Raw genomic sequence first — 18,939 nt, 5'->3', positions numbered from 1 at the left:
GGACGCGGCGGTGGCATTGGGGGCGGCGTCGGTCCCGGTGGCGCGGGCGCCCCAGGCCGCGGCGCCTCGAACGATCGCGGCGCGGTGGCGAGCGCGCTCGGCGCCCTCAATGCCGCCCATGCCTCGCCCACCGCGCGCGCGAATGCGGCGCCCAATTCCCGCGTCGGCCAGATCGCGTCGTATGAGCGCGCCATGGTGCAGGCGCTGTCCATCCAGGATCCGATCGCGCGGGATGTGGCCATCGCGCGCGCCCGGTCGAACGAACTCGCCGCCGCGGCCAACCGGCCCGTGAGCCGGGACGTCGTGACGCGGGTGGATTCGCTCCTCGGCCTGCCGCCGACGCCCTATCCGTAAGGCGGCAGGCTAGAGCGGTTTCCGTTCGCCTCGGCTCACGAACACGGCTCCAGGTCTTTGTTTTTGCGAGCATCTTCACCCGATCAGGTGAGTCCACCTGATCGGGATCTGCTCTGGCGCAGCGCCAGCGTCAGGAATCGGTTCTCCGAGCTCGCGACGTAGTCGCCGAACGGCCCGCAGGGCACGAAGCCGTGCGCCAGGTAGAGCGCAACCGCCGGCCGGAAATAGGCGCCGGTGCCCGTTTCCAGGTTCAGCCTCGTCAAGCCCGTCGCCCGCGCCTCGGCGACGATGTGGCGGAGCATCGCACCGCCCACGCCGCGCCGGCGCGCGGCCTCGGCCGTGTGCATGGACTTCACCTCGCCCTGCTCCGGTGCCGTCCGCTTGAGCGCCCCCACGCCGAGCAGCTTCTCGCCGTCCCAGGCGCCGAAGAAGCGGATCTCCGGCAGCCTCAGGCCGGAAGGGTCGAGCGCGAAGGCGAACCCTTCCGCCGTCGCCGCGCGCGCCATGGCGAGATGGATCCCGAGCAGCGCCTGCACCCGCGGGTCGTCGAGCCCACCTTCCGCGATGCGCAGGGTCACAGGTGCCGCCCCCGTTCCAGGATCTCGAGCGTGTATTCGCGGTAGGTCATGCCGAGTTCCTCGGCACGTTCCAGGCGTCGCAGGGCGATCTCGCGCGGCGGGGTCTTCCACGCCCGCCTGTGGGCCCGCCGCCAGCACCAGTGCCGCCAGCCGGCGGGGTCGTCGTTCGCCTCGTCGAGCGGCGGCCCGCCATTGTGGCCAGGGGGTGGGGGCATGGTCATGGCAGCAAGTATCCACTATCGTCGTTTCATGTCCACTATGATGGATGATGCGGAAACGCCCCCGCTGGACCTGCTGATCGCCAGGCGCCTCAAGCGCGAGCGCGAGGCACGGGGCTGGTCGATCGCGGATCTCGCGGCGGCCTCGGGCGTCTCCCGCGCCATGATCAGCAAGGTCGAGCGCGCCGAGGCAAGCCCGACCGCGGCCCTGCTCGGCCGGCTGTCGGGCGCGCTGCACCTGACCGTCTCCACGCTGCTTGCGCGCGCCGAGGCGGATGCCGGCGCCTCCCGCGTCGTGCGTGCGGGCGCGCAGCCGGTCTGGATCGACCCGGCGACGCGGTATCGACGCCGCGCCGTCTCGCCGCCCGCCGCCGACCCCGAACTGGTCGAGGTGGAACTGCCGCCCGATGCGCGTGTGGACTACACCGCCAATTCCTTCGCGTTCCTGCGCGGGCAGGTGGTCTGGGCGATCGCGGGGCGGCTCGTCGTGCAGGAAGGCGCCGAGGAGACGGTGCTCGAAGCGGGCGACTGCCTCGCCTTCGACCTCGATGCGCCGCAGGGCCATGCCTTCCGCAACCCGTCCCGTTCGAAACCCTGCCGCTACCTGGTGGCGCTGACGCGCCGCTGACGCATCGCCCTGTGGCAACGGCGCGCTGCCGGTGGCAGGCTCGCGGACAAGATCCAGGGAGGATGGCGCCGATGACCTTCACCATCGGCCGGCGCGCATTGCCGGCGCTCGGCCTCGTCGCCGCGGGGACGGCGCGCGCGCAGAGGGCCTGGTCGCCTTCCCGCCCCGTCACCATCGTCGTGCCCTTCCCGCCAGGTGGTTCGACCGACGTGACCGCGCGGCTGGTGGCGGAGCGCATGGCGCCGCTGCTCGGCCAAAGCGTGGTGATCGACAACAAGCCCGGCGCGCAGACCGTCATCGGCGCCGAGGCCGTGGCCCGCGCGGCACCGGACGGGCACACGCTGCTGATGTCCTCCGGCACCACGCTGACCATCAACCCGCTCATCGGGCGCAACCTGCCCTACAAGCCGGAGGATTTCGCGCCGGTCGTCCACGTCGCGACGCTGCCCTTCTGCATCGCGGTGCGGCCCGGCATCCCCGACACGCTGGAAGGCTTCGTCGCCCATGTCCGCGCCAATCCCGGCAAGGTGACCTGGGGCCACAACGGGCGCGGATCCTTCAACCACATCGCCGGCGCGCTGATCCAGGAAAGGCTGAACCTCGACTGGCAGGATGTCGGCTATCGCGGCGACGCCCACCAGATGAACGACCTGCTGGCCGGCACGCTGGATTCCATCCTGGTCGGCGGGGCGACGGGCCTCGCGGTGGCGCGTTCCGGCCGCGCGAAGATCATCGGCTGGACCGGGGAGACGCGGCTGCCGAACCTGCCCGACCAGCCGACCTTCGCCGAATTCTACCCCGGCCTCGTCGCCGTCACCTGGTTCGGGCTGCTCGCCCCTGCGCGCACGCCGTCCGAGGCGATCGCGCGGCTGAACGCCGCCGGCGCTGCCGCGACCGCGGATGCGACGGTGAAGGAACGCCTGCTGAACGAGGGAATCGTCGCCGCCGGCGGTTCGCCCGCCGATTTCCAGGCCTTCCTGACACGCGAGGCGCAACGCTGGGGCCCGCTGCTGCGCCGCCTCGACATCCAGTTCTGAATGCGCCGGGTCACGCCGGCGGGGCATCCTCCAGCCCCGCCTTGCGCGCGCCGTCCATCAGCCGGGCCAGGTCCTCGGGGCGGCGGAACGGATTCACATGCGCGAGCCAGCGCGCCGCCTCGCCGGGGTCCGGCGCGCGGCCGAAGGTGATGCGTTCGCGGAACCGTTCGCGGAAGCGGGCGAGCGCCGCAGCGGCCGCCCCCGTGCGGCCGAGATGCGCCAGTGCCGCGGCACGCCAGGCTTCCACGTCGGTGGCGATCTCCGGCGCGCGGTCATTCAGCGCCAGCGCTTCCTCATAGGCGCCGAGGCAGAAGGCCGGGACCGCCGCATAGGCGAAGTACCAGTCGTCATGGAATGGGTTGAGCCGGACCGCGAGCGCCGCCGCCGCCCGCCCCTGTTCGGGCCGGCCGAGCAGGCAATGCGTGAGCGCGAACTGCGTCTGCAGGTCCGCATCGTGCGGGTTCAGCGTCTCGGCGCGCTCCAGGTGGTGGTCGGCGCGGTCGAAATCGCGACGGTAGAGGAAGACGCGCCCGAGGATCATGTGCGCGAGCGCGTCGGACTCGTCGAGCGCGACGGCGCGGCGGGCGTGCTCGAAGGCGCCGCGCTCGCGGTCCGGCCAGCGGTCCCAGGCCATGCAGGACCAGTCGTTGAACTGGACCAGCGACAGCCCGGCCTCCGCCCGCGCGAAGCCGGGGTCGAGATCGAGCGCGCGACGGAACAGCGCCTCGGCTTCCTGCGCGTGGGTCTCCTCTCCCGTGCGCAGCAGGAACAGGCCGCGCAGCCAGCATTCCCAGGCGCGCAGGTCGGCGGCGGGGCGCAGGCGTGCCTCGCGCACCAGGCTTTGTTCGAGCCGCTTGGCGAGGGTGCCGGCGATGGCGGCGACAATCTCATCCTCGATCGCCGGCAGGCGATCCACCGCCAGGTCGAGGCGCTGCGACCAGAGGTGCCTGCCCTCCCGCGCGTCGGTCAGCTCGGCGGTCAGCCGCACCTGCGACCCGGCGCGCCGCAGGCTGCCCGAGAGCAGGTAGCGCGCGCCGAGCCGCGCGGCGGTCTCGGCCCGCGGCGCGCCCGGTTCGTGCACCGCGGCGACCGAGGCGGCGGCGATGACATGCAGCGCCCGGAAGCGGCCGAGCGCGGCCGTCAGGTCCTCCGCGAAGGCCTGCGCCAGCCAGCCATGGGCAGGATCCTCGGACAGGTCGGTGAAGGGCAGCACCGCGAGGGTCGGGCGGTCCTCGCCCGCGGCGTCGCCCTCCGGCGGCTGGGGCGCGCGGATGCGGGCGTGCAGCGCCTCGGTGGTGGTGGAGGGCGGGACGCCGAATTCGCGCCGCAGCACCTGCCTGCACTTCGCGTATTGGCGCATGGCCGCGCCGAGAGCGCCCTCGGCGAGATGGGCGCGGATCAGCGCCTGGTGGGCATCCTCCGCCGCCGGCTCGACGGTGAGGAGCGCGGTGGCGAGCCGGGTGGCGGCCGCGCCTTCCGCCCGCGCGAGGGCGGCGGCGAGAGCGGCCGCGAGGCCCTCGCGCAGGCGCGCAGCCTCGTCGCGGCGCCAGTCCTCGAAGACGTCGCTGCCGGCATCGAAGCCGGCGAGGAACTCGCCATCGTGCAGCGCCGCGGCCTCCGTCAGGCTGGCGGGATCGGCGAGGGCACGCTCGAAGGCGGCGACGTCGCTTTCCACGCGCTCGGCGGGCAGCAGCAGGGCGTCGCCATCGGGAAGCGGCTGCGGGGCGCCGTCGCCGAGGTCTCGCCGCAGCAGGGCGAGGGCCTGGCGCAGGCTGGTGCGGCCCGCCGCCTCCCCGCTCTCGGGCCAGAGCAGGGCGGCGATGCGCGCGCGCGGCACCGGCCGCCCCGGCCGCTGGCCCAGCAGCGCCAGAAGCGCTGCCGCCTTGCGGGTCGTCAGGCGCAGCCTCTGGCCGTCCAGCACGGCCGCGAGGCCACCGAACAGGCCGAGGCGGAGGATCACCGGCCGCTCCTCATTTCGAAACCATAGCAAAATTTCGCGCCCCGACGCTTCGGATCCCGCCGAAGCGCGCGGCTTGACCCCTGTCCGGGCGCCGGTAGAGTAACCGTCCAGTTACCGACCAGGGAGGAGAGTGTGGGTCTGCGCTGGCAGGACTGGCCGGAGGGCCTTGCCGCACGCCTGAGGGAGGGCTGCGTCATCCCGGCGCATCCCTTGGCGCTGGACAGCGCCCGGGCGCTGGATGCGCGGCGGCAGAAGGCGCTGTCGCGCTACTACCTCGATGCCGGGTCGGGCGGGCTTGCCGTCGGCGTCCACACGACGCAGTTCGCCATCCGCGAGCGTGGCCTCTACGAGCCGGTGCTGCGCATCGCCGCCGAGGCCGCCTCCGAGCGCGCGGGCGCGCCGATCCTGGTCGCGGGCGCGATCGGGCGGACCGAGCAGGCGGTGAAGGAAGCGCGGATCGCGCGCGGGCTCGGCTACCATGCGGCGCTGCTCTCGCTCGCGGCATGGAAGGGTGCCTCCGAGGACGAGATCATCGCGCATTGCGAGGCTGTGGCCGCCGAGATGCCGGTCTTCGGCTTCTACCTGCAGCCGGCGGTGGGCGGGGTGCCGTTGCCTTCCTCCTTCTGGAAGCGCTTTGCGGCGATCCCGAACGTGGTCGCCATCAAGATCGCGCCCTTCAACCGCTATGCGACGCTCGACGTGTTGCGCGGTGTGCTGGAGGCCGGCGCGCAGGACCGCATCGCGCTCTACACCGGCAATGACGACCACATCGTCGCGGACCTGCTGACGCCCTTCCGGCTCTCGCACGAAGGCCGCAGCGTGACGATGCGCATCGCCGGCGGGTTGCTGGGCCATTGGAGCGTCTGGACGCGCGCCGCGGCGCAACTGCACGCCCGCTGCCGCGAGGCTGCGCTGGAGAACCGCGTGCCGACCGACCTTCTGGCGCTCGATGCCGCGGTGACGGAAATGAACGCCGCGGTCTTCGACGTGGCGCACGACTTCCATGGCGTGATCGCGGGCTGCCACGAGGTGCTTCGGCGCCAGGGCCTGCTCGAAGGCACCTGGTGCCTCGACGAGCATGAATCGCTCTCCCCCGGACAGGCGGAACTGCTGACCAGGGTGGCCGAGCGCTATCCGCTGCTGACAGATGACGGCTTCGTCGCCGCCAATCTTCACCGCTGGCTTTCGTAAGGGACTCGAGCATATGGCGGAACGCCGCATCGGCCTCATCATGAACGGCGTCACCGGCCGGATGGGGATGAACCAGCATCTGATCCGGTCCATCGCGGCCATTCGCGCCGAGGGCGGCGTGAAGCTCGCCAATGGCGACACGCTGATGCCGGATCCGGTGATCGTCGGACGCAACCGCGCGAAGCTGGAGGCGCTGGCGAAGGCGCACGGCATCAGTCGCGTCAGCACCGATCTCGATGCCTGCCTGGCCGATCCGAACGACGAGATCTTCTTCGACGCCGCCACGACGCAGATGCGTGCCGGCCTGCTGCGCAAGGCGATCGCCGCCGGCAAGCACATCTATTGCGAGAAGCCGACCGCCGACACGCTGGCCGACGCGCTCGACGTGGCGCGGCTCGCCAAGGCGAAGGGCATCAAGAACGGCGTCGTGCAGGACAAGCTGTTCCTGCCCGGGCTGCGCAAGCTGAAGATGGTGATCGATTCCGGGTTCCTGGGCCGCATCTGCTCGGTGAAGGGCGAGTTCGGCTACTGGGTCTTCGAAGGCGACCTGCAGCCCGCGCAGCGCCCGTCCTGGAACTACAAGAAGGCTGAGGGCGGCGGCATCATCCTCGATATGCTCTGCCACTGGCGCTACGTGCTGGACAACCTGTTCGGCAATGTCGAAGCGGTGTCCTGCCTCGGCGCCGTGCACATCCCCGAGCGCATCGGGGAAGACGGCAAGCCCTACAAGGCGGATGCCGACGACGCCGCCTATGCCACCTTCCAGTTGGAAGGCGGGGCGATCGCGCACATCAATTCCTCCTGGGTCACGCGCGTGCGCCGCGACGACCTGGTGACCTTCCAGGTGGACGGCACGCATGGGTCCGCCATCTGCGGCCTGCACAAGTGCTGGACCCAGTCGCGCGTCGCGACGCCGAAGCCGGTGTGGAACCCCGACCAGCCGCAGACCATCGACTTCTTCGCCGGCTGGCAGGAAGTGCCCACGACGCAGGACTTCCCCAACGGCTTCCGCATGCAGTGGGAGGAGTTCCTCAGGCACGTCGCCGGAGAGCGCGCCGACTATCCGTGGAACCTGCTGGCCGGCGCGAAGGGCGTGCAGCTCGCGGAAGCGGGACTCAAGTCCTGGGCGGAGCGCCGCTGGATCGACCTGCCGAAGCTGGAGGTGTGACCCGATGACCGCAGCGCCGAAGGGCGCGGAGGTCTGAACCGGATCACCAAAGGAGCAACGCGATGCCGACCATCAACCTGCCCAACGGCAACGGGGCGCTGGAAGCCTTCACCACCTCCGCGCCGCGCGATTTCCCGAAGGCCACGCCGCCCTTCCCGCGCGTGGCGCTGGCCGCAGCGCATGTCGTGGCCGACCCGCGCGCCGAGCAGGATCCCTGGCTCGACGTGAAGATCGATTGGGATCGTACCATCGCCTTCCGCAGGCATCTCTGGTCGCTCGGCCTCGGCGTCGCGGAAGCCATGGATACGGCGCAGCGCGGCATGGGCCTCGACTGGGTCGGCGCGCAGGAACTGATCCGCCGTTCGCTCGATGCGATGAAGGACGTGCCCGGGGCGGTGATGGCCTCAGGCGCCGGCACGGACCACCTGGCGCCAGGTCCGGACGTGACGGTGGACGACGTCATCCGTGCCTATGAGGAACAATGCGAAGCCGTCGAGGCTATGGGCGGGCGCATCATCCTTATGGCGTCCCGTGCGCTCGCCAAGGCCGCGCGCAGCCCCGCGGACTACGAGCGCGTCTATGGCCGCATCCTGTCTCACGTGAAACAGCCCGTCATCATCCATTGGCTTGGCGAGATGTTCGACCCCGCGCTGGAAGGCTACTGGGGCAACCATGACCACATGGCGGCGATGGAGACGGCGCTCGCCGTCATCCACGCCCATGCCGACAAGGTCGATGGCGTGAAGATCTCCCTTCTCGACGACAGGAAGGAGATCGCGATGCGCCGGCGCCTGCCGCGCGGCGTGCGCATGTACACCGGCGACGACTTCAACTACGCGGAACTCATCGCGGGCGACGCGCAGGGGCATTCGGATGCGCTGCTCGGCATCTTCGATCCCATCGCTCCGGCGGTGGGCGGCGCGCTCGCGGCACTGTCGCGGAACGACCTCTCGACCTTCCACGACATCCTGGCGCCGACGGTCCCGCTGAGCCGCCACATCTTCAAGGCGCCGACGCGCTTCTACAAGACAGGCGTGGTGTTCATGGCCTGGCTGAACGGACACCAGGATCATTTCGTCATGGTGGGCGGACAGCAATCCACGCGCAGCATCCAGCACTTCTCGGAACTGTTCCGCCTGGCCGACAAGGCCGGCTTGCTGCGCGACCCCGAGATGGCGGTGGCGCGGATGAAGACCCTCCTCGCGCTGCACGGGGTCGCGTGATGCTTGGCGTGGCATCGAGGGGGCTTTGCCCCCTCGAGCACCCCCACCAGGGGGCTACGGCCCCCTGGACCGCGGGTATTGGTTTCCAAAGGCCTTTCGGCCTTTGGTGGGGGGAGTGCGAGGGGGGCAAAGCCCCTCTCGCGAACAGCCGCGCATGAACCCCGCCGGCCCGCTCAGCCTCAACACCATCACGGTGAAGCCCTGGTCGCTGCCGCAGGTCATCGAGGCCTGCGCCCGCCACGGCATCCCCGGCATTTCCCCCTGGCGTGACGTCTTGCAGGCGATGGGCGTGGACAACGCAGCGCGCCGCATCCGCGATGCTGGCCTTCACGTCACCGGCCTCTGCCGCGGCGGCATGTTCCCCGCCGCCGATGCCGCCGGCCGAGCCGCCGCCATCGAGGATAATCGCCGCGCCATCGCCGAGGCGCACGCCATCGGCGCCGATTGCCTCGTCATGGTCTGCGGCGGGTTGCCCGAGGGTTCCAAGGACCTCCCCGGCGCGCGCGACATGGTGCGCGAAGGCCTGCATGCCATCCTGCCCGAGGCGCGCGCCGCCGGCGTCACCATCGCGCTCGAGCCGCTGCACCCGATGACCTGCGCCGATCGATCGGTGCTCTCCACGCTCGGCCAGGCGCTCGATCTCTGCGACGAGCTGGGCGAGGGCACCGGCGTCGCGGTCGACGTCTACCACGTCTGGTGGGACCCTGACCTCGAGCGGCAGATGGCGCGTGCAAAGGGCCGCATCGCCGGCTTCCATGTCTGCGACTGGAAGGTGCCGACCACCGACCTCGTCTTCGACCGTGGCCTGCCGGGTGAGGGCGTCATCGACATCCCCGCCATCCGCGCCATGGCCGAAGCCGCGGGCTGGGGCGGCGGGGTGGAGGTCGAGATCCTATCCAACCGCTGGTGGGCCGAGGATCCCGAAACCGTGGTCCGTGAGGTGACGTCGCGCCACGCCTACTGCTGAACAACGACAAGCAAAGAGGGGGAAGTGCCATGAGAACGACACGACGCACATTGCTCGCCGCCACGCTGCTCGCACCCGCCGTCGCGCGCGCGCAGGCGCCCTGGGTGCCGACCCGCTCCATCCGCTTCGTCGTGCCCTTCCCCGCCGGCGGCGCCACCGACGTCGTCGCGCGCGTGCTGGCGGAGCGCCTGCAGGAAACGCTCGGCCAGCCCGTGGTGGTCGAGAACCGCGCCGGCGCCGGCGGCAACATCGGCGTCGAGAACGTCGTCCGCAGCCCGGCGGATGGCCACACCATCCTGATGGGCACCACCGGCACGCTGACGGTGAACCCGCATCTCTATGCGAATCTCGGGTTCGACCCGCTGCGCGACCTCGCGCCCGTCTCCATGGCCTTCACCACGGACCACGTGCTGATCGTGAACCCGCAGGTGCCGGCGCGGACGGCGGAGGAATTCCTCGCGCTGGTGCGGGCGCGGCCGGGCGCGCTCTCCTACGGCTCGGCGGGTTCGGGTTCCTCGACGCACACCGTGCCGGAACTGTTCCGGCTCGCCGCGCGCGTGGACATCCAACACGTGCCGTATCGCGGCAGTGCGCCTGCGCTGAACGACCTGGTGGCCGGGAACGTGCAGGTGATGCTGGACCAGATCCCGTCCGCCATCGGCCAGATCCGCGGCGGTCAGGTGCGCGCCCTGGCGGTGACCGGCGCGCGCCGCTCCGGCCTCCTGCCCGATGTGCCGACGGTGGCCGAGATCGGCCTGCCAGACGCGCAGGCGACATCCTGGGGCGCGGTGATGGCGCCCGCCGGCACGCCCGCGCCGGCGATCCTGCGCTACAGCAGCGCGATCCGCGAGGCGCTGGCGCAGCAGGCGGTGAAGGACCGCCTGGCCGCTGCGGGGGCGGATGGCGTTGCCTCCTCGCCGGAGGACCTCGCCGCCTACCTCCGTGCCGAATCCGCGAAATGGGCCCGCGTGGTGCGCGAGGCCCGAATCACGGTGAACTGATCACTCCGCCCGCGCGCCGGAAGCGCGGATGATCGGCGCCAGCCGGGTTTCCTCGGCGGCGCGGAAATCGGCGATCTGCTCAGGCGTCGTCCACCAGGCGGTGGAGGCCTGGTCGAGGTACTGCCGCTTCAGGTCTTCCGATTCCAGCGCGCGCCGTGACAGGGCCGACATCCGGTCCACCACCGCGCGCGACAGGCCGGCAGGACCGCAGAGGCAGGTCCAGGAGGTCATGTCGAAGCCCGGCAGCGTCTCCGAGATCGCGGGAATGTCGGACACCACCGGGCTGCGCTGCAGGGAGGTGACGCCGAGCGGGCGCACCCGTCCCTCCCGCGCCTGGGCGAGCGCTCCGGGAATGTTGTCGAAGATCATGTGCACCCGCCCGGCGAGGATGTCCGGATAGGCCGCGGCGCTGCCGCGATAGGGGACATGTGCCATGTCCACCCCGGCCTGCATCTTGAACAGCTCGCCCGAGATATGGAGCGTCGTGCCCGGCCCGGCCGAGCCGAAGGAATACTTCCCCGGATTGGCCTTCAGCAGTGCGATCAACTCCGCCACGCTGCGCACCGGCAAGTCGTTGTTCACCACCAGCAGGTTCGGCAGCCGCCAGAGCCCTGTCACGAAGGTGAAATCCTTGTGCGGGTCGAAGGGCAGGCGCGCATAGAGGGTGGGGGAGATCGCATGCGTCGCGATCCCGCCCATGCCGATGGTGTAGCCGTCCGGCGCCGCCTGCGCGATCGCCTGGTTGCCCACCACGCCGCCCGAGCCCGTGCGGTTCTCCACCACGAATTGCTGGCCGGAGAACTCCGACATCTTCTGGCAGAATTGGCGCGAGAGCGTGTCGGTCGGCCCGCCGGCGGCATAAGGGCAGATGTAGCGGACGGGCTTGGCAGGCCATGGGTCCTCCGCGACGGCGAGGCGTGGGGCGGCGAGGACAGCGGCAGCGGCGAGCAGTGCCCGGCGTCCGGTGGCGGGTGGTGTCATTCGGCTTCTTCCCTGTCGGTCCGGCTTGCCGCCGGTTCCGCTGCCGAGCCTAGAGCAGCACCGCACCTGGCGGAAACCATTCGCTTTCGTCACATCCGCGCGCTTCCGCCCATGCGCTGCGGGCGCCGTCGGGGCGCGGCCCCGTTTGCCGCCCCGGCCCGCCCCGTGCTAACCGCCCGGGCGTCCGTCCGGCGCGCCCGCCGCGCCCGATCCGAAAGGCTCCGACATGTCCGACCAGCCGATTCCGCCCGTCCCGGGCGCCAACGGGGGCGCGGCCCCCGCGACCGGCCCCGTGGTGCTGAACCTGCAGTTCACCAAGGACCTTTCCTTCGAGGTGCCCGGCGCGCCCGAGATCTACCTGACCCTGCGCGAGGCGCCGCGGATCGACATCGCCCTCGATGTCCAGGCCCGCCGCCTGCAGGAAGGGCAGGAGACCTACGAGATCTCCCTGAACATCCGTGCCGATGCCAAGACGAACGACAACGCCACGGCCTTCATTGCGGAGCTCGTCTATTGCGGCATCTTCACCCTGAACGGCGTGCCCGAGCAGATGCTCGAGCCGGTGCTGCTGGTGGAATGCCCGCGCCTGCTCTTCCCCTTCGCGCGCAACATCCTGGCCGACATCACGCGCGACGGCGGCTTCCCGCCGGTGCTGCTGGCGCCGATCGACTTCGTGCAGCTCTGGCAGTCCCGGCGCGGCCAGCCCTCCGCCGCGCCCATCGCCAACGCCTGAACGCGGCCCTGGCCTTGACCCGGGCCTCGCCCGGGTCATCTAGGCAGGATCATGCAAAAGCGCCGCGTTGCCATCGTCCTGTTCAATCTGGGCGGTCCTGACCGCCCGGAAAGCGTCCGTCCCTTCCTGGTCAATCTCTTCACCGACCCCGCGATCCTGCGGGTGCCGCGATTCGTGCGGCCTTGGCTCGGGCGCTTCATCGCGTGGCGGCGCACGAAGCCGGCGATGGAGAACTACGCCATCCTCGGCGGCCGTTCGCCGCTGCTCGAACTGACCGAGGAACAGGGCCGCGCGCTCGATGCCGCGCTCGCCGGCGATCCCGCGATCGAGGCGAAGTGCTTCGTCGCCATGCGCTACTGGCACCCGCTCTCCGACGCCGCCGCGCGCGCCGTGAAGGCCTGGGCGCCGGACGAGGTCCTGCTGCTGCCGCTCTATCCGCAGTATTCCACCACCACCACGGGCAGCAGCGTCACCGCCTGGGAGGAGGCCTGTCGCGAGGTCGGCCTTTCCGTACCGACCACCACGCTGTGCTGCTGGCATTCGCAGGGCGGCTTCGCCGCGGCGACCGCCGCGCTGGTGCGCGAGGCCTACGACAAGGCGCGCGCCGAACTGCCGCAGGATGTGAAGCTGCGTATCCTCTTCTCCGCCCATGGCCTGCCGGAGAGCATCGTCACCGCCGGCGACCCGTACCAATGGCAGGTCGAACGCACGACCGCCGCGGTGGTAGAACGGCTCGGCATCGAAGGCCTCGACCACGGCATCTGCTACCAGTCGCGTGTCACGCCGGAGAAATGGATCGGCCCCTCCACCGAGGAGGAGATCGAGCGCGCCGCGCACGACAAGGTCGCATTGCTGATCTGCCCGATCGCCTTCGTCTCCGAGCATTCGGAAACCCTCGTCGAGCTCGACGTCGAATACCGCGAGGTCGCGGAGAAGCTCGGCGTGCCCGGCTACTATCGCGTGCCGGCGCAGAACAGCGATCCGCGCTTCATCGCCGCGCTGGCCGATGTGGCGCGCGCAGCGCTGGGCTCGGGCCGCTCGCTGTGCTCCTTCGCCGGCGGGCGGCAGTGCCCCAGGCAGCACGGCGACTGCCCGCATGCGCGCACCATGACGGAGAAGCGCGCATCGGCGAAGGAGGTCGCATGACACCGCGCGCCGTCCTCTTCGACTGCGACGGCGTGCTGGCGGATACCGAGATGGTGGTGAACGCCATCGTCGCCGACCAGCTCACGACGCTCGGCTGGCCGCTGACCGCGGCGGAATCGCGCCACGCCTTCCTAGGCATGGCGCTGCCCGACATGGTGCCGCGCATCGAGGCGCGGATCGGCCCGCTTCCGCCCGACTGGGCGCAGGAGATCTCGACCCTCATCGCCCACGAGATGACCGCGCGCACCCCCGCCATGCCCGGCGCGGCCGAGGCGGTGCGCGCCTGCGCCGCGGCTGGGCTTGCCGTGGCGGTGGCGTCGAACTCGGCACGGGCGGAACTGGTCGCGAAGATGCGCTCGCTCGACCTCGCGCATGTCTTCGCGGATCGCGTCTTCTCCTTCGAGGACGTGGATCGGCCGAAGCCCTGGCCGGATATCTACCTGGCCGCGGCAGCGGCCTGCGGCGCGGCGCCGCAGGACTGCGTGGTGATCGAGGACAGCGTGCCCGGCGTGCGCGCGGGCATCGCGGCGGGCTGCCGCGTGCTGGGCTTCGCGCGGGAAACGCCACGGGGCGTGCTGGCGGCCTACGGGGCGGAGCCGTTCGACGAGATGGCGGAACTGCCGCGGTTGCTCGGGCTTTGAGAGGCGGGGGGAGAAGGGAACTTCTCCCCCCGGACCCCCCTCAACCTTCTTTGGCAACTGGGGACTGATGCCGATTGTCGGTTCCCTGGGCTTGTTACCGAATGGGCACCAGCGTTGCCCGGAACTGGGCGGCGCAGGCTTCCCACGACCAGGCTTCCGCGTGGGTGCGGCAGGCGGCGCGATCGCAGTCCAGCGCGCGCAGGCACGCCGCCCGCAGATCATCGTCCAGCGCGCCGACGCGCGGGTCGGTGATGACATCCAGCGGCCCGGTCACCGGGAAGGCCGCGACCGGCGTGCCCGAGGCCAGCGCCTCCAGCAGCACCAGCCCGAAGGTGTCGGTGCGCGACGGGAAGACGAAGACGTCCGCCCCCGCATAGGATCGCGCCAGCGATCCGTTGTCCCGATAGCCGGTGAAATGCGCGTCCGGGAAGCGCTTCCGCAGCCCCTCGCGCGCCGGGCCGTCGCCGACCACCACCTTCGTTCCCGGCAGGTCGAGGGCAAGGAACGCCTCGATGTTCTTCTCCACCGCGACGCGCCCGGCATAGAGGAAGACCGGCCGCGGCAGCCCTTCCCACGGGTCGCGCGGCTCCGGCCGGAAGCGCACGAGGTCGACGCCGCGCGTCCAGGCCCTCACCTTGGTGAAGCCGCGCGCGGCGAGGTCATCCCGCAGTGACCGCGTCGCCGCGAAGGTGCCCGCGCCGGCCTCGTGGAAGCGGCGCATCACCGCCCAGGACCAGGCCACCGGGATGCGCGTGCGCGCGTGCAGGTATTCGGGGAAGCGCGTGTGGAAGGCGGTGGTGAAGGGCCAGCCGCGCCGCCGGCAGAGCGCCCGCATCGCCCAGCCGAGCGGCCCCTCCGTCGCGATGTGCACGACGTCGGGCGCGAATGCCTCGACCAGCCTGCGCAGCTTCCGCCCCGGCGCGACCGCGAGCCGGATCTCCGCATAGCCCGGCATCGGCAGGTTCACGAAGCGGTCCGGCCCGATCACCTCGACCGTGTCGCCACCCGCGCGCAGGTGGTCCACCACGATGGACAGCGTGCGCACCACGCCGTTCACCTGCGGGATCCAGGCGTCGGAGACGATCAGGATCCGCAAGGGTGCGCTCCGCGCACCGATGCAGTCGGCGGCGAGTGCCACGCCGGCATCGTCCATCGGGCTCATGCAGCCGGTACCGGCAGGCGCCGCGGGGCGCGCGCGAAGGACAAGCGGCTCTCCTGCGCCCAGTCCACCAGTTCGAAGCGGCCGTCCGCGTGCTCGACCAGCGCGGTGCAGGATTCCACCCAGTCGCCGTCGTTCATGTAGAGCACGCCCTGCACGCTGCGCATCTCGGCGTGGTGGATGTGGCCGCAGATCACGCCGTCCAGGCCGCGACGCCGCGCCTCGGTGGCGAGCGCGCCCTCGAAGCGGTCGATCGCCTTCACCGCTTCCTTCACCTGGCGCTTCAGCCACTGCGACAGCGACCAGTAGGGATAGCCGAGCCGCCGCCGCGCCGCGTTGAACCAGCGGTTCAGCACCAGCGCCCAGTCGTAGGCCCAGTCCCCGAGATGCGCGAGCACCTTGGCGTAGCGGATGACGCCGTCGAACTCGTCGCCGTGGATGACCAGGAAGCGGCGGCCGTCCGCGGCCTCGTGCTCGGCCTCCCGCACCAGCTTCACGCCGGCGACCTCGAGGCCCAGCCAGTCGCGCAGCATCTCGTCGTGGTTGCCGGGGATGTAGACGACCTCGGTGCCGTGGCGCGCCATGCGCAGCACCAGGCGGATCGCCTCGTCGTGGTCCGCGTCCCAGTACCAGGACTTGCGGAGCCGCCACCCGTCGATGATGTCGCCCACCAGGTAGAGCCGCTCGCACTCCACCTTGCGCAGGAAATCCACCAGGAAGTCGCTGCGGCACCCGCGGGTGCCGAGATGGACATCCGAGATGAAGATGCTGCGATAGCGGCGACGCGGGCTGGCTTCGTGCATCCGTCACAGTCTCCGGCGGCATGCTGCGGATGTCCGGCCGATAGCGCGCGGCCGCGCCGCCGCGCGTGAATCTATGATGAAGCATGTCGCGCAGGCCCTGCATCGCAGGCCATGTCATGCTGCGGTCGTGCAGCCGTAGCGAATTCGTCACGCTCCGCTGCGAGAAATGGGGACCGATGCCGACGCGCATGCTGATCGTCTTCAATCCTGCCGCGGGCGCGCGCCGCCGCCGGAAGCTGCTGGCCGCGCTCGACCTGCTGCGCGGCATCGGCATGCGGCCGGAGGTCGCGGACACGGCGCGGCGCGGTCATGCCGTCGAACTCGCGCGCGCCGCCGCCGAGGAGGGCATGCGCATCGTCGTCGCCGCCGGCGGGGACGGCACGATCGCGGAGGTCGCATCCGGCCTCGCCGGGTCCGATAGCGCGCTCGGGGTGCTGCCGCTCGGCACGGCGAACGTGCTGGCGCTCGAACTCGGCCTGCCGCGCGCGCCGGTGAAGGCGGCCGAGGTCCTGGCCATGGGCCGCACCGCGCTGCTGCATCCGGGCCTGGCGCGATACCCGGACGGGCGCGAACTGCTCTTCGTGCAGATGCTCGGCGCGGGGTTCGACGCGGCGGTGGTGCACCGCCTTTCCACGCCGCTGAAGCGCACGATCGGCAAGGGCGCCTACATCTGGCAGACGATGCGCGAGATGCCGCGCTACCCCTTCCCGCCGATGCGGGTCGTGCTGGACGGGCGGGAGGAAACGGCGGCGAGTGCGATCGTGACCAAGGGGCGGCTCTACGCCGGGCGCTTCCTGCTCGCGCCGGGCGCCGACCCGCATGAGGAAGGCTTCCACGTCGCACTGTTCCGCGACGCAGGCGTATTGGCGGCGATGCGCTACGGCGCGGCACTGCCCCTCGGGTGCCTGCCGCGCATGCGCGGGGTGGACATCCTGCGGGCGCGGGAGGTCAGGCTCGAAGGGCAGGACATCCCGCTGCAGGCTGACGGGGACGCGGCAGGATGCACGCCGGTGGCCATCGGCGCGGCACCGAAGGCGATGAGGATCGTGGTGCCGTGAAGGCCGGGGGCGCCGCCCCCGGACCCCCGCCAGGGTGCCGGGCACCCTGGACCTCCCGGGAACCAGGCCTCTGGCCCGTGAGAGGCCCCCGTGCTGGATTGCAGCGAACGCAAACCAGGGAACGAGCCTCCATGACCATCGGCTTCCGCATCGCCCCCGTGACCCAGCGCGTCGATCCGGCGCTCTGCGCCCGGGCGATGAAACTGCCCGCCGCCAACATCGGCGACGTGATGAACCGCATCCAGACCATGCGCGGCGGCTTCCGGCCCTTCGGCGGGCGCAAGGTGATCGCCGGGCCGGCATTCACGGTGACGGCGCGCGCCGGCGACAACCTGATGCTGCACCGCGCCTGCGACATGGCCGCGCCGGGCGACATCATCGTGGGCGACGGCGCGGGTGACCTCTCCATCGCGCTGATGGGCGAATTGATGATCGGCCACGCGCAGAAGCGCGGCGTGCAGGGCATCGTGCTCGACGGCGCGGTGCGTGACGTGGATGCGCTCGCCGCCCTCGATATCGGCGTCTGGGCCTGCGGCGCGACGCCCTCCGGCCCCTACAAGGACGGGCCGGGCGAGATCGGCCACCCGATCTCCTGCGGCGGCCAGGTGGTCATGCCCGGCGACCTGATCGTCGCCGACGCCGACGGCGTGGTGGTTGTCCCGCGCGCCCATGCCGCCGAGGTCATCGCCTCGGCCGAGGCCCACAACGCCAAGGAACAGAAGGCGCAGGCGGCGATCGACGCCGGCACCTACGACCGCGCCTGGGTGCTGGAAGCCCTGCGGGCAAAGGGCTGCGAAGGGGCCTGAAACGACGAAGGGCCGGGGGATGCGCTCCCCCGGCCCCGGTCGTCGCCTCGGCGTCCGGCGTCAGGCCGGCTGCGTCTGCTGGATGGCGGAAAGCATCCACTTCCCGCCCGGGCCCTTGCGGACGAAGGTCCAGAGTTCGGTCGCCTCGGTCCGCTGGGTCGTGCTGCCCTCTACGACCTTGTTGGTCGCGTTGTCGAAGGTGGCGTCCAGCAGCGAGAAGCGCATCGCCACCGTGGCGAAGTCCTCGCCGTCCTCGTGCCAGGCCTCCGACAGGTCGCCCTGCTCGAGCCGGACGTCGCGGGTCTCGTTGCGCCAGTTGCGGGCCTCGAGGTCGCGCATGTCCTGCGCGAAGTAGGAGACCATCTCCGGCGTCGCGACCGCGCGCAGGCCCTGCAGGTCGCGGCGCGACCAGGCGGCGTTCATCTCGACCAGCGTCTGCTCGAAGGCCTTGTAGTCGGCCGGCGTGACCGCGACCGGCGCATCGGCCGGCGCGGCGGCCTTCATGCCGCCCACGCCGCCGAACTGCTTTGCCTCGGGCTGGGCCTGGAAGGCGTAGGGCTGCGGGCCGCTCGCCGCGGCCGGCTGCTGCCGGCGGCGGATCAGGCGCATCACCAGCATCACCACGACGCCGATCAGCGCGATCTGCAGCAGCATGCCGAGGATGGCACCAAAGCCCGCGCCACCGCCGAACAGCCCGTAGCCGAGCAGCGCGCCGATCAACCCACCGGCCAGCAGCGCGCCGCCGAAGGACCCGAAGAAGCCGCGCTGCGGCGTGGCACCCGGCGCCATTCCGGGGCGCGACGCGGTGGTCGCGGGCTGGGTCCCCGTGCGGTCGAAGCGCTGCGCCCCACTCGGCGCGGTCTGCGTCGGTGCCGGTACCGAATAGGTGCGGCTACCGCGGCTGCCCGAGGAGCCGCCGCCGCCCGGCCGGGCCTCGGCAAGCATGGGGGCGAGCGCAAAGGCGATGGCGGCCATCGCGGTCAGGAAAAGGGCAGGTCGGCGCATCGGGTCTGGCGTCTCCGGCTGATCGTTGACGTCAATATATGACAGCCCCGTCAGAATTTCGATGGCGCAGGTGCTCATCCTTCCTTCACCCGCCCGCCCCATCCTGCCGGACCTGCCGCGGGGCCGCCCCGTGGCCTCCCTCCGCAGGATGCAGGAGATGCCACCGCACGAATATGCCGCCGCCGAACCCGCGGCCGCACCCCCGGGACCGGGGCCGGAGGCGATCCGCCGCGCCCTGCGCGGGCCGGCGGGGCGCGTGGCGCTGCGCCTCGACGCGCCTAC

20 protein-coding genes are annotated in these 18,939 nt (G+C 71.4%); 13 read left to right on the top strand and 7 right to left on the bottom strand.

The window, feature by feature from the left end; translation table 11 throughout:
* Positions 1–354, top strand: a 354-nt coding sequence (locus GXW76_RS20980) for a hypothetical protein (RefSeq protein ID WP_211864055.1), incomplete at its 5' end; no start/stop codon positions are given.
* 83 nt (positions 355–437) lie between these two features.
* On the opposite strand, the gene GXW76_RS20975 is transcribed toward GXW76_RS20980, so the two are convergent.
* Both GXW76_RS20975 and GXW76_RS20970 read right to left on the bottom strand, forming a co-directional pair.
* Positions 438–932 (bottom strand): GNAT family N-acetyltransferase, encoded by a 495-nt coding sequence (locus GXW76_RS20975; protein ID WP_211864054.1) that lies wholly within the window; start codon positions 930–932, stop codon positions 438–440.
* The gene (locus GXW76_RS20970) at positions 929–1,153 is read right to left on the bottom strand and encodes a hypothetical protein (protein WP_211864053.1); all 225 of its coding nucleotides are present in this window, start codon (positions 1,151–1,153) and stop codon (positions 929–931) included. The genes GXW76_RS20975 and GXW76_RS20970 overlap by 4 nt, the downstream gene beginning before the upstream one ends.
* Between GXW76_RS20970 and GXW76_RS20965 the strand changes: the two genes are divergently transcribed.
* Positions 1,152–1,778, top strand: coding sequence for a helix-turn-helix domain-containing protein (locus GXW76_RS20965; protein WP_246514577.1), 627 nt, complete (start codon positions 1,152–1,154; stop codon positions 1,776–1,778). The two genes, GXW76_RS20970 and GXW76_RS20965, sit on opposite strands and share 2 nt — an antisense overlap.
* A gap of 71 nt (positions 1,779–1,849) precedes the next feature.
* Positions 1,850–2,815 (top strand): Bug family tripartite tricarboxylate transporter substrate binding protein, encoded by a 966-nt coding sequence (locus GXW76_RS20960; protein WP_211864052.1) that lies wholly within the window; start codon positions 1,850–1,852, stop codon positions 2,813–2,815.
* A gap of 10 nt (positions 2,816–2,825) precedes the next feature.
* Here GXW76_RS20960 and GXW76_RS20955 read toward each other — a convergent pair whose 3' ends face one another.
* Positions 2,826–4,775, bottom strand: coding sequence for a BTAD domain-containing putative transcriptional regulator (locus tag GXW76_RS20955; protein WP_211864051.1), 1,950 nt, complete (start codon positions 4,773–4,775; stop codon positions 2,826–2,828).
* A 132-nt stretch (positions 4,776–4,907) separates the two neighbouring features.
* On the opposite strand from GXW76_RS20955, the gene GXW76_RS20950 reads away from it, so the two are divergent.
* From GXW76_RS20950 to GXW76_RS20930, 5 genes are all read left to right on the top strand, one after another.
* Complete coding sequence (locus tag GXW76_RS20950) at positions 4,908–5,966, top strand: dihydrodipicolinate synthase family protein (RefSeq protein WP_211864050.1); 1,059 nt, start codon at positions 4,908–4,910, stop codon at positions 5,964–5,966.
* A 13-nt stretch (positions 5,967–5,979) separates the two neighbouring features.
* Positions 5,980–7,134, top strand: coding sequence for a Gfo/Idh/MocA family protein (locus tag GXW76_RS20945; RefSeq protein ID WP_211864049.1), 1,155 nt, complete (start codon positions 5,980–5,982; stop codon positions 7,132–7,134).
* Positions 7,135–7,196: 62 nt separating this feature from the next.
* On the top strand, positions 7,197–8,357 hold the full coding sequence (locus GXW76_RS20940; protein WP_211864048.1) for a dihydrodipicolinate synthase family protein: 1,161 nt from the start codon (positions 7,197–7,199) through the stop codon (positions 8,355–8,357).
* 154 nt (positions 8,358–8,511) lie between these two features.
* A complete protein-coding gene (locus GXW76_RS20935) occupies positions 8,512–9,324 on the top strand; it encodes a sugar phosphate isomerase/epimerase family protein (RefSeq protein ID WP_211864047.1) in 813 nt (270 codons plus the stop codon).
* Positions 9,325–9,353: 29 nt separating this feature from the next.
* Positions 9,354–10,325, top strand: a complete 972-nt coding sequence (locus GXW76_RS20930) for a Bug family tripartite tricarboxylate transporter substrate binding protein (RefSeq protein ID WP_211864046.1) — start codon at positions 9,354–9,356, stop codon at positions 10,323–10,325.
* On the opposite strand, the gene GXW76_RS20925 is transcribed toward GXW76_RS20930, so the two are convergent.
* A complete protein-coding gene (locus GXW76_RS20925; protein ID WP_211864045.1) occupies positions 10,326–11,306 on the bottom strand; it encodes a Bug family tripartite tricarboxylate transporter substrate binding protein in 981 nt (326 codons plus the stop codon). It abuts the gene before it with no gap.
* A gap of 226 nt (positions 11,307–11,532) precedes the next feature.
* Here GXW76_RS20925 and secB point away from each other — a divergent pair, with 226 nt between their 5' ends.
* Genes secB through GXW76_RS20910 form a run of 3 tightly spaced genes read left to right on the top strand, consistent with a single transcriptional unit; the run spans position 11,533 to position 13,826 of the window.
* A complete protein-coding gene (gene secB / locus GXW76_RS20920) occupies positions 11,533–12,039 on the top strand; it encodes a protein-export chaperone SecB (protein WP_211864044.1) in 507 nt (168 codons plus the stop codon).
* A gap of 51 nt (positions 12,040–12,090) precedes the next feature.
* The gene (gene hemH / locus GXW76_RS20915; protein WP_211864043.1) at positions 12,091–13,185 is read left to right on the top strand and encodes a ferrochelatase; all 1,095 of its coding nucleotides are present in this window, start codon (positions 12,091–12,093) and stop codon (positions 13,183–13,185) included.
* Entirely contained in the window at positions 13,182–13,826 is a 645-nt protein-coding gene (locus GXW76_RS20910) for an HAD family hydrolase (protein WP_211864042.1), read from the top strand. The genes hemH and GXW76_RS20910 overlap by 4 nt, the downstream gene beginning before the upstream one ends.
* A 94-nt stretch (positions 13,827–13,920) precedes the next feature.
* Here GXW76_RS20910 and GXW76_RS20905 read toward each other — a convergent pair whose 3' ends face one another.
* Both GXW76_RS20905 and GXW76_RS20900 read right to left on the bottom strand, forming a co-directional pair.
* On the bottom strand, positions 13,921–14,979 hold the full coding sequence (locus GXW76_RS20905) for a glycosyltransferase family 4 protein (RefSeq protein ID WP_211864057.1): 1,059 nt from the start codon (positions 14,977–14,979) through the stop codon (positions 13,921–13,923).
* A 5-nt stretch (positions 14,980–14,984) separates the two neighbouring features.
* Positions 14,985–15,788, bottom strand: a complete 804-nt coding sequence (locus tag GXW76_RS20900) for a UDP-2,3-diacylglucosamine diphosphatase (RefSeq protein WP_211864041.1) — start codon at positions 15,786–15,788, stop codon at positions 14,985–14,987.
* A gap of 83 nt (positions 15,789–15,871) precedes the next feature.
* Between GXW76_RS20900 and GXW76_RS20895 the strand changes: the two genes are divergently transcribed.
* Positions 15,872–16,846: a diacylglycerol/lipid kinase family protein gene (locus GXW76_RS20895; RefSeq protein ID WP_211864040.1), complete on the top strand. Its 975-nt coding sequence runs from the start codon at positions 15,872–15,874 to the stop codon at positions 16,844–16,846.
* A 131-nt stretch (positions 16,847–16,977) separates the two neighbouring features.
* Positions 16,978–17,652, top strand: coding sequence for an RraA family protein (locus tag GXW76_RS20890; protein WP_211864039.1), 675 nt, complete (start codon positions 16,978–16,980; stop codon positions 17,650–17,652).
* A gap of 60 nt (positions 17,653–17,712) precedes the next feature.
* Here GXW76_RS20890 and GXW76_RS20885 read toward each other — a convergent pair whose 3' ends face one another.
* Positions 17,713–18,735: a TIM44-like domain-containing protein gene (locus tag GXW76_RS20885; protein WP_246514575.1), complete on the bottom strand. Its 1,023-nt coding sequence runs from the start codon at positions 18,733–18,735 to the stop codon at positions 17,713–17,715.
* Positions 18,736–18,939: the final 204 nt, after the last annotated feature.

The sequence above is a fragment of the Neoroseomonas soli genome (genome assembly GCF_018129065.1).
GTDB lineage: Bacteria > Pseudomonadota > Alphaproteobacteria > Acetobacterales > Acetobacteraceae > Neoroseomonas > Neoroseomonas soli.
The sequence above is the reverse complement of the archived record's forward strand: the minus strand, read 5'-3'. Positions and strand labels throughout refer to the sequence as shown.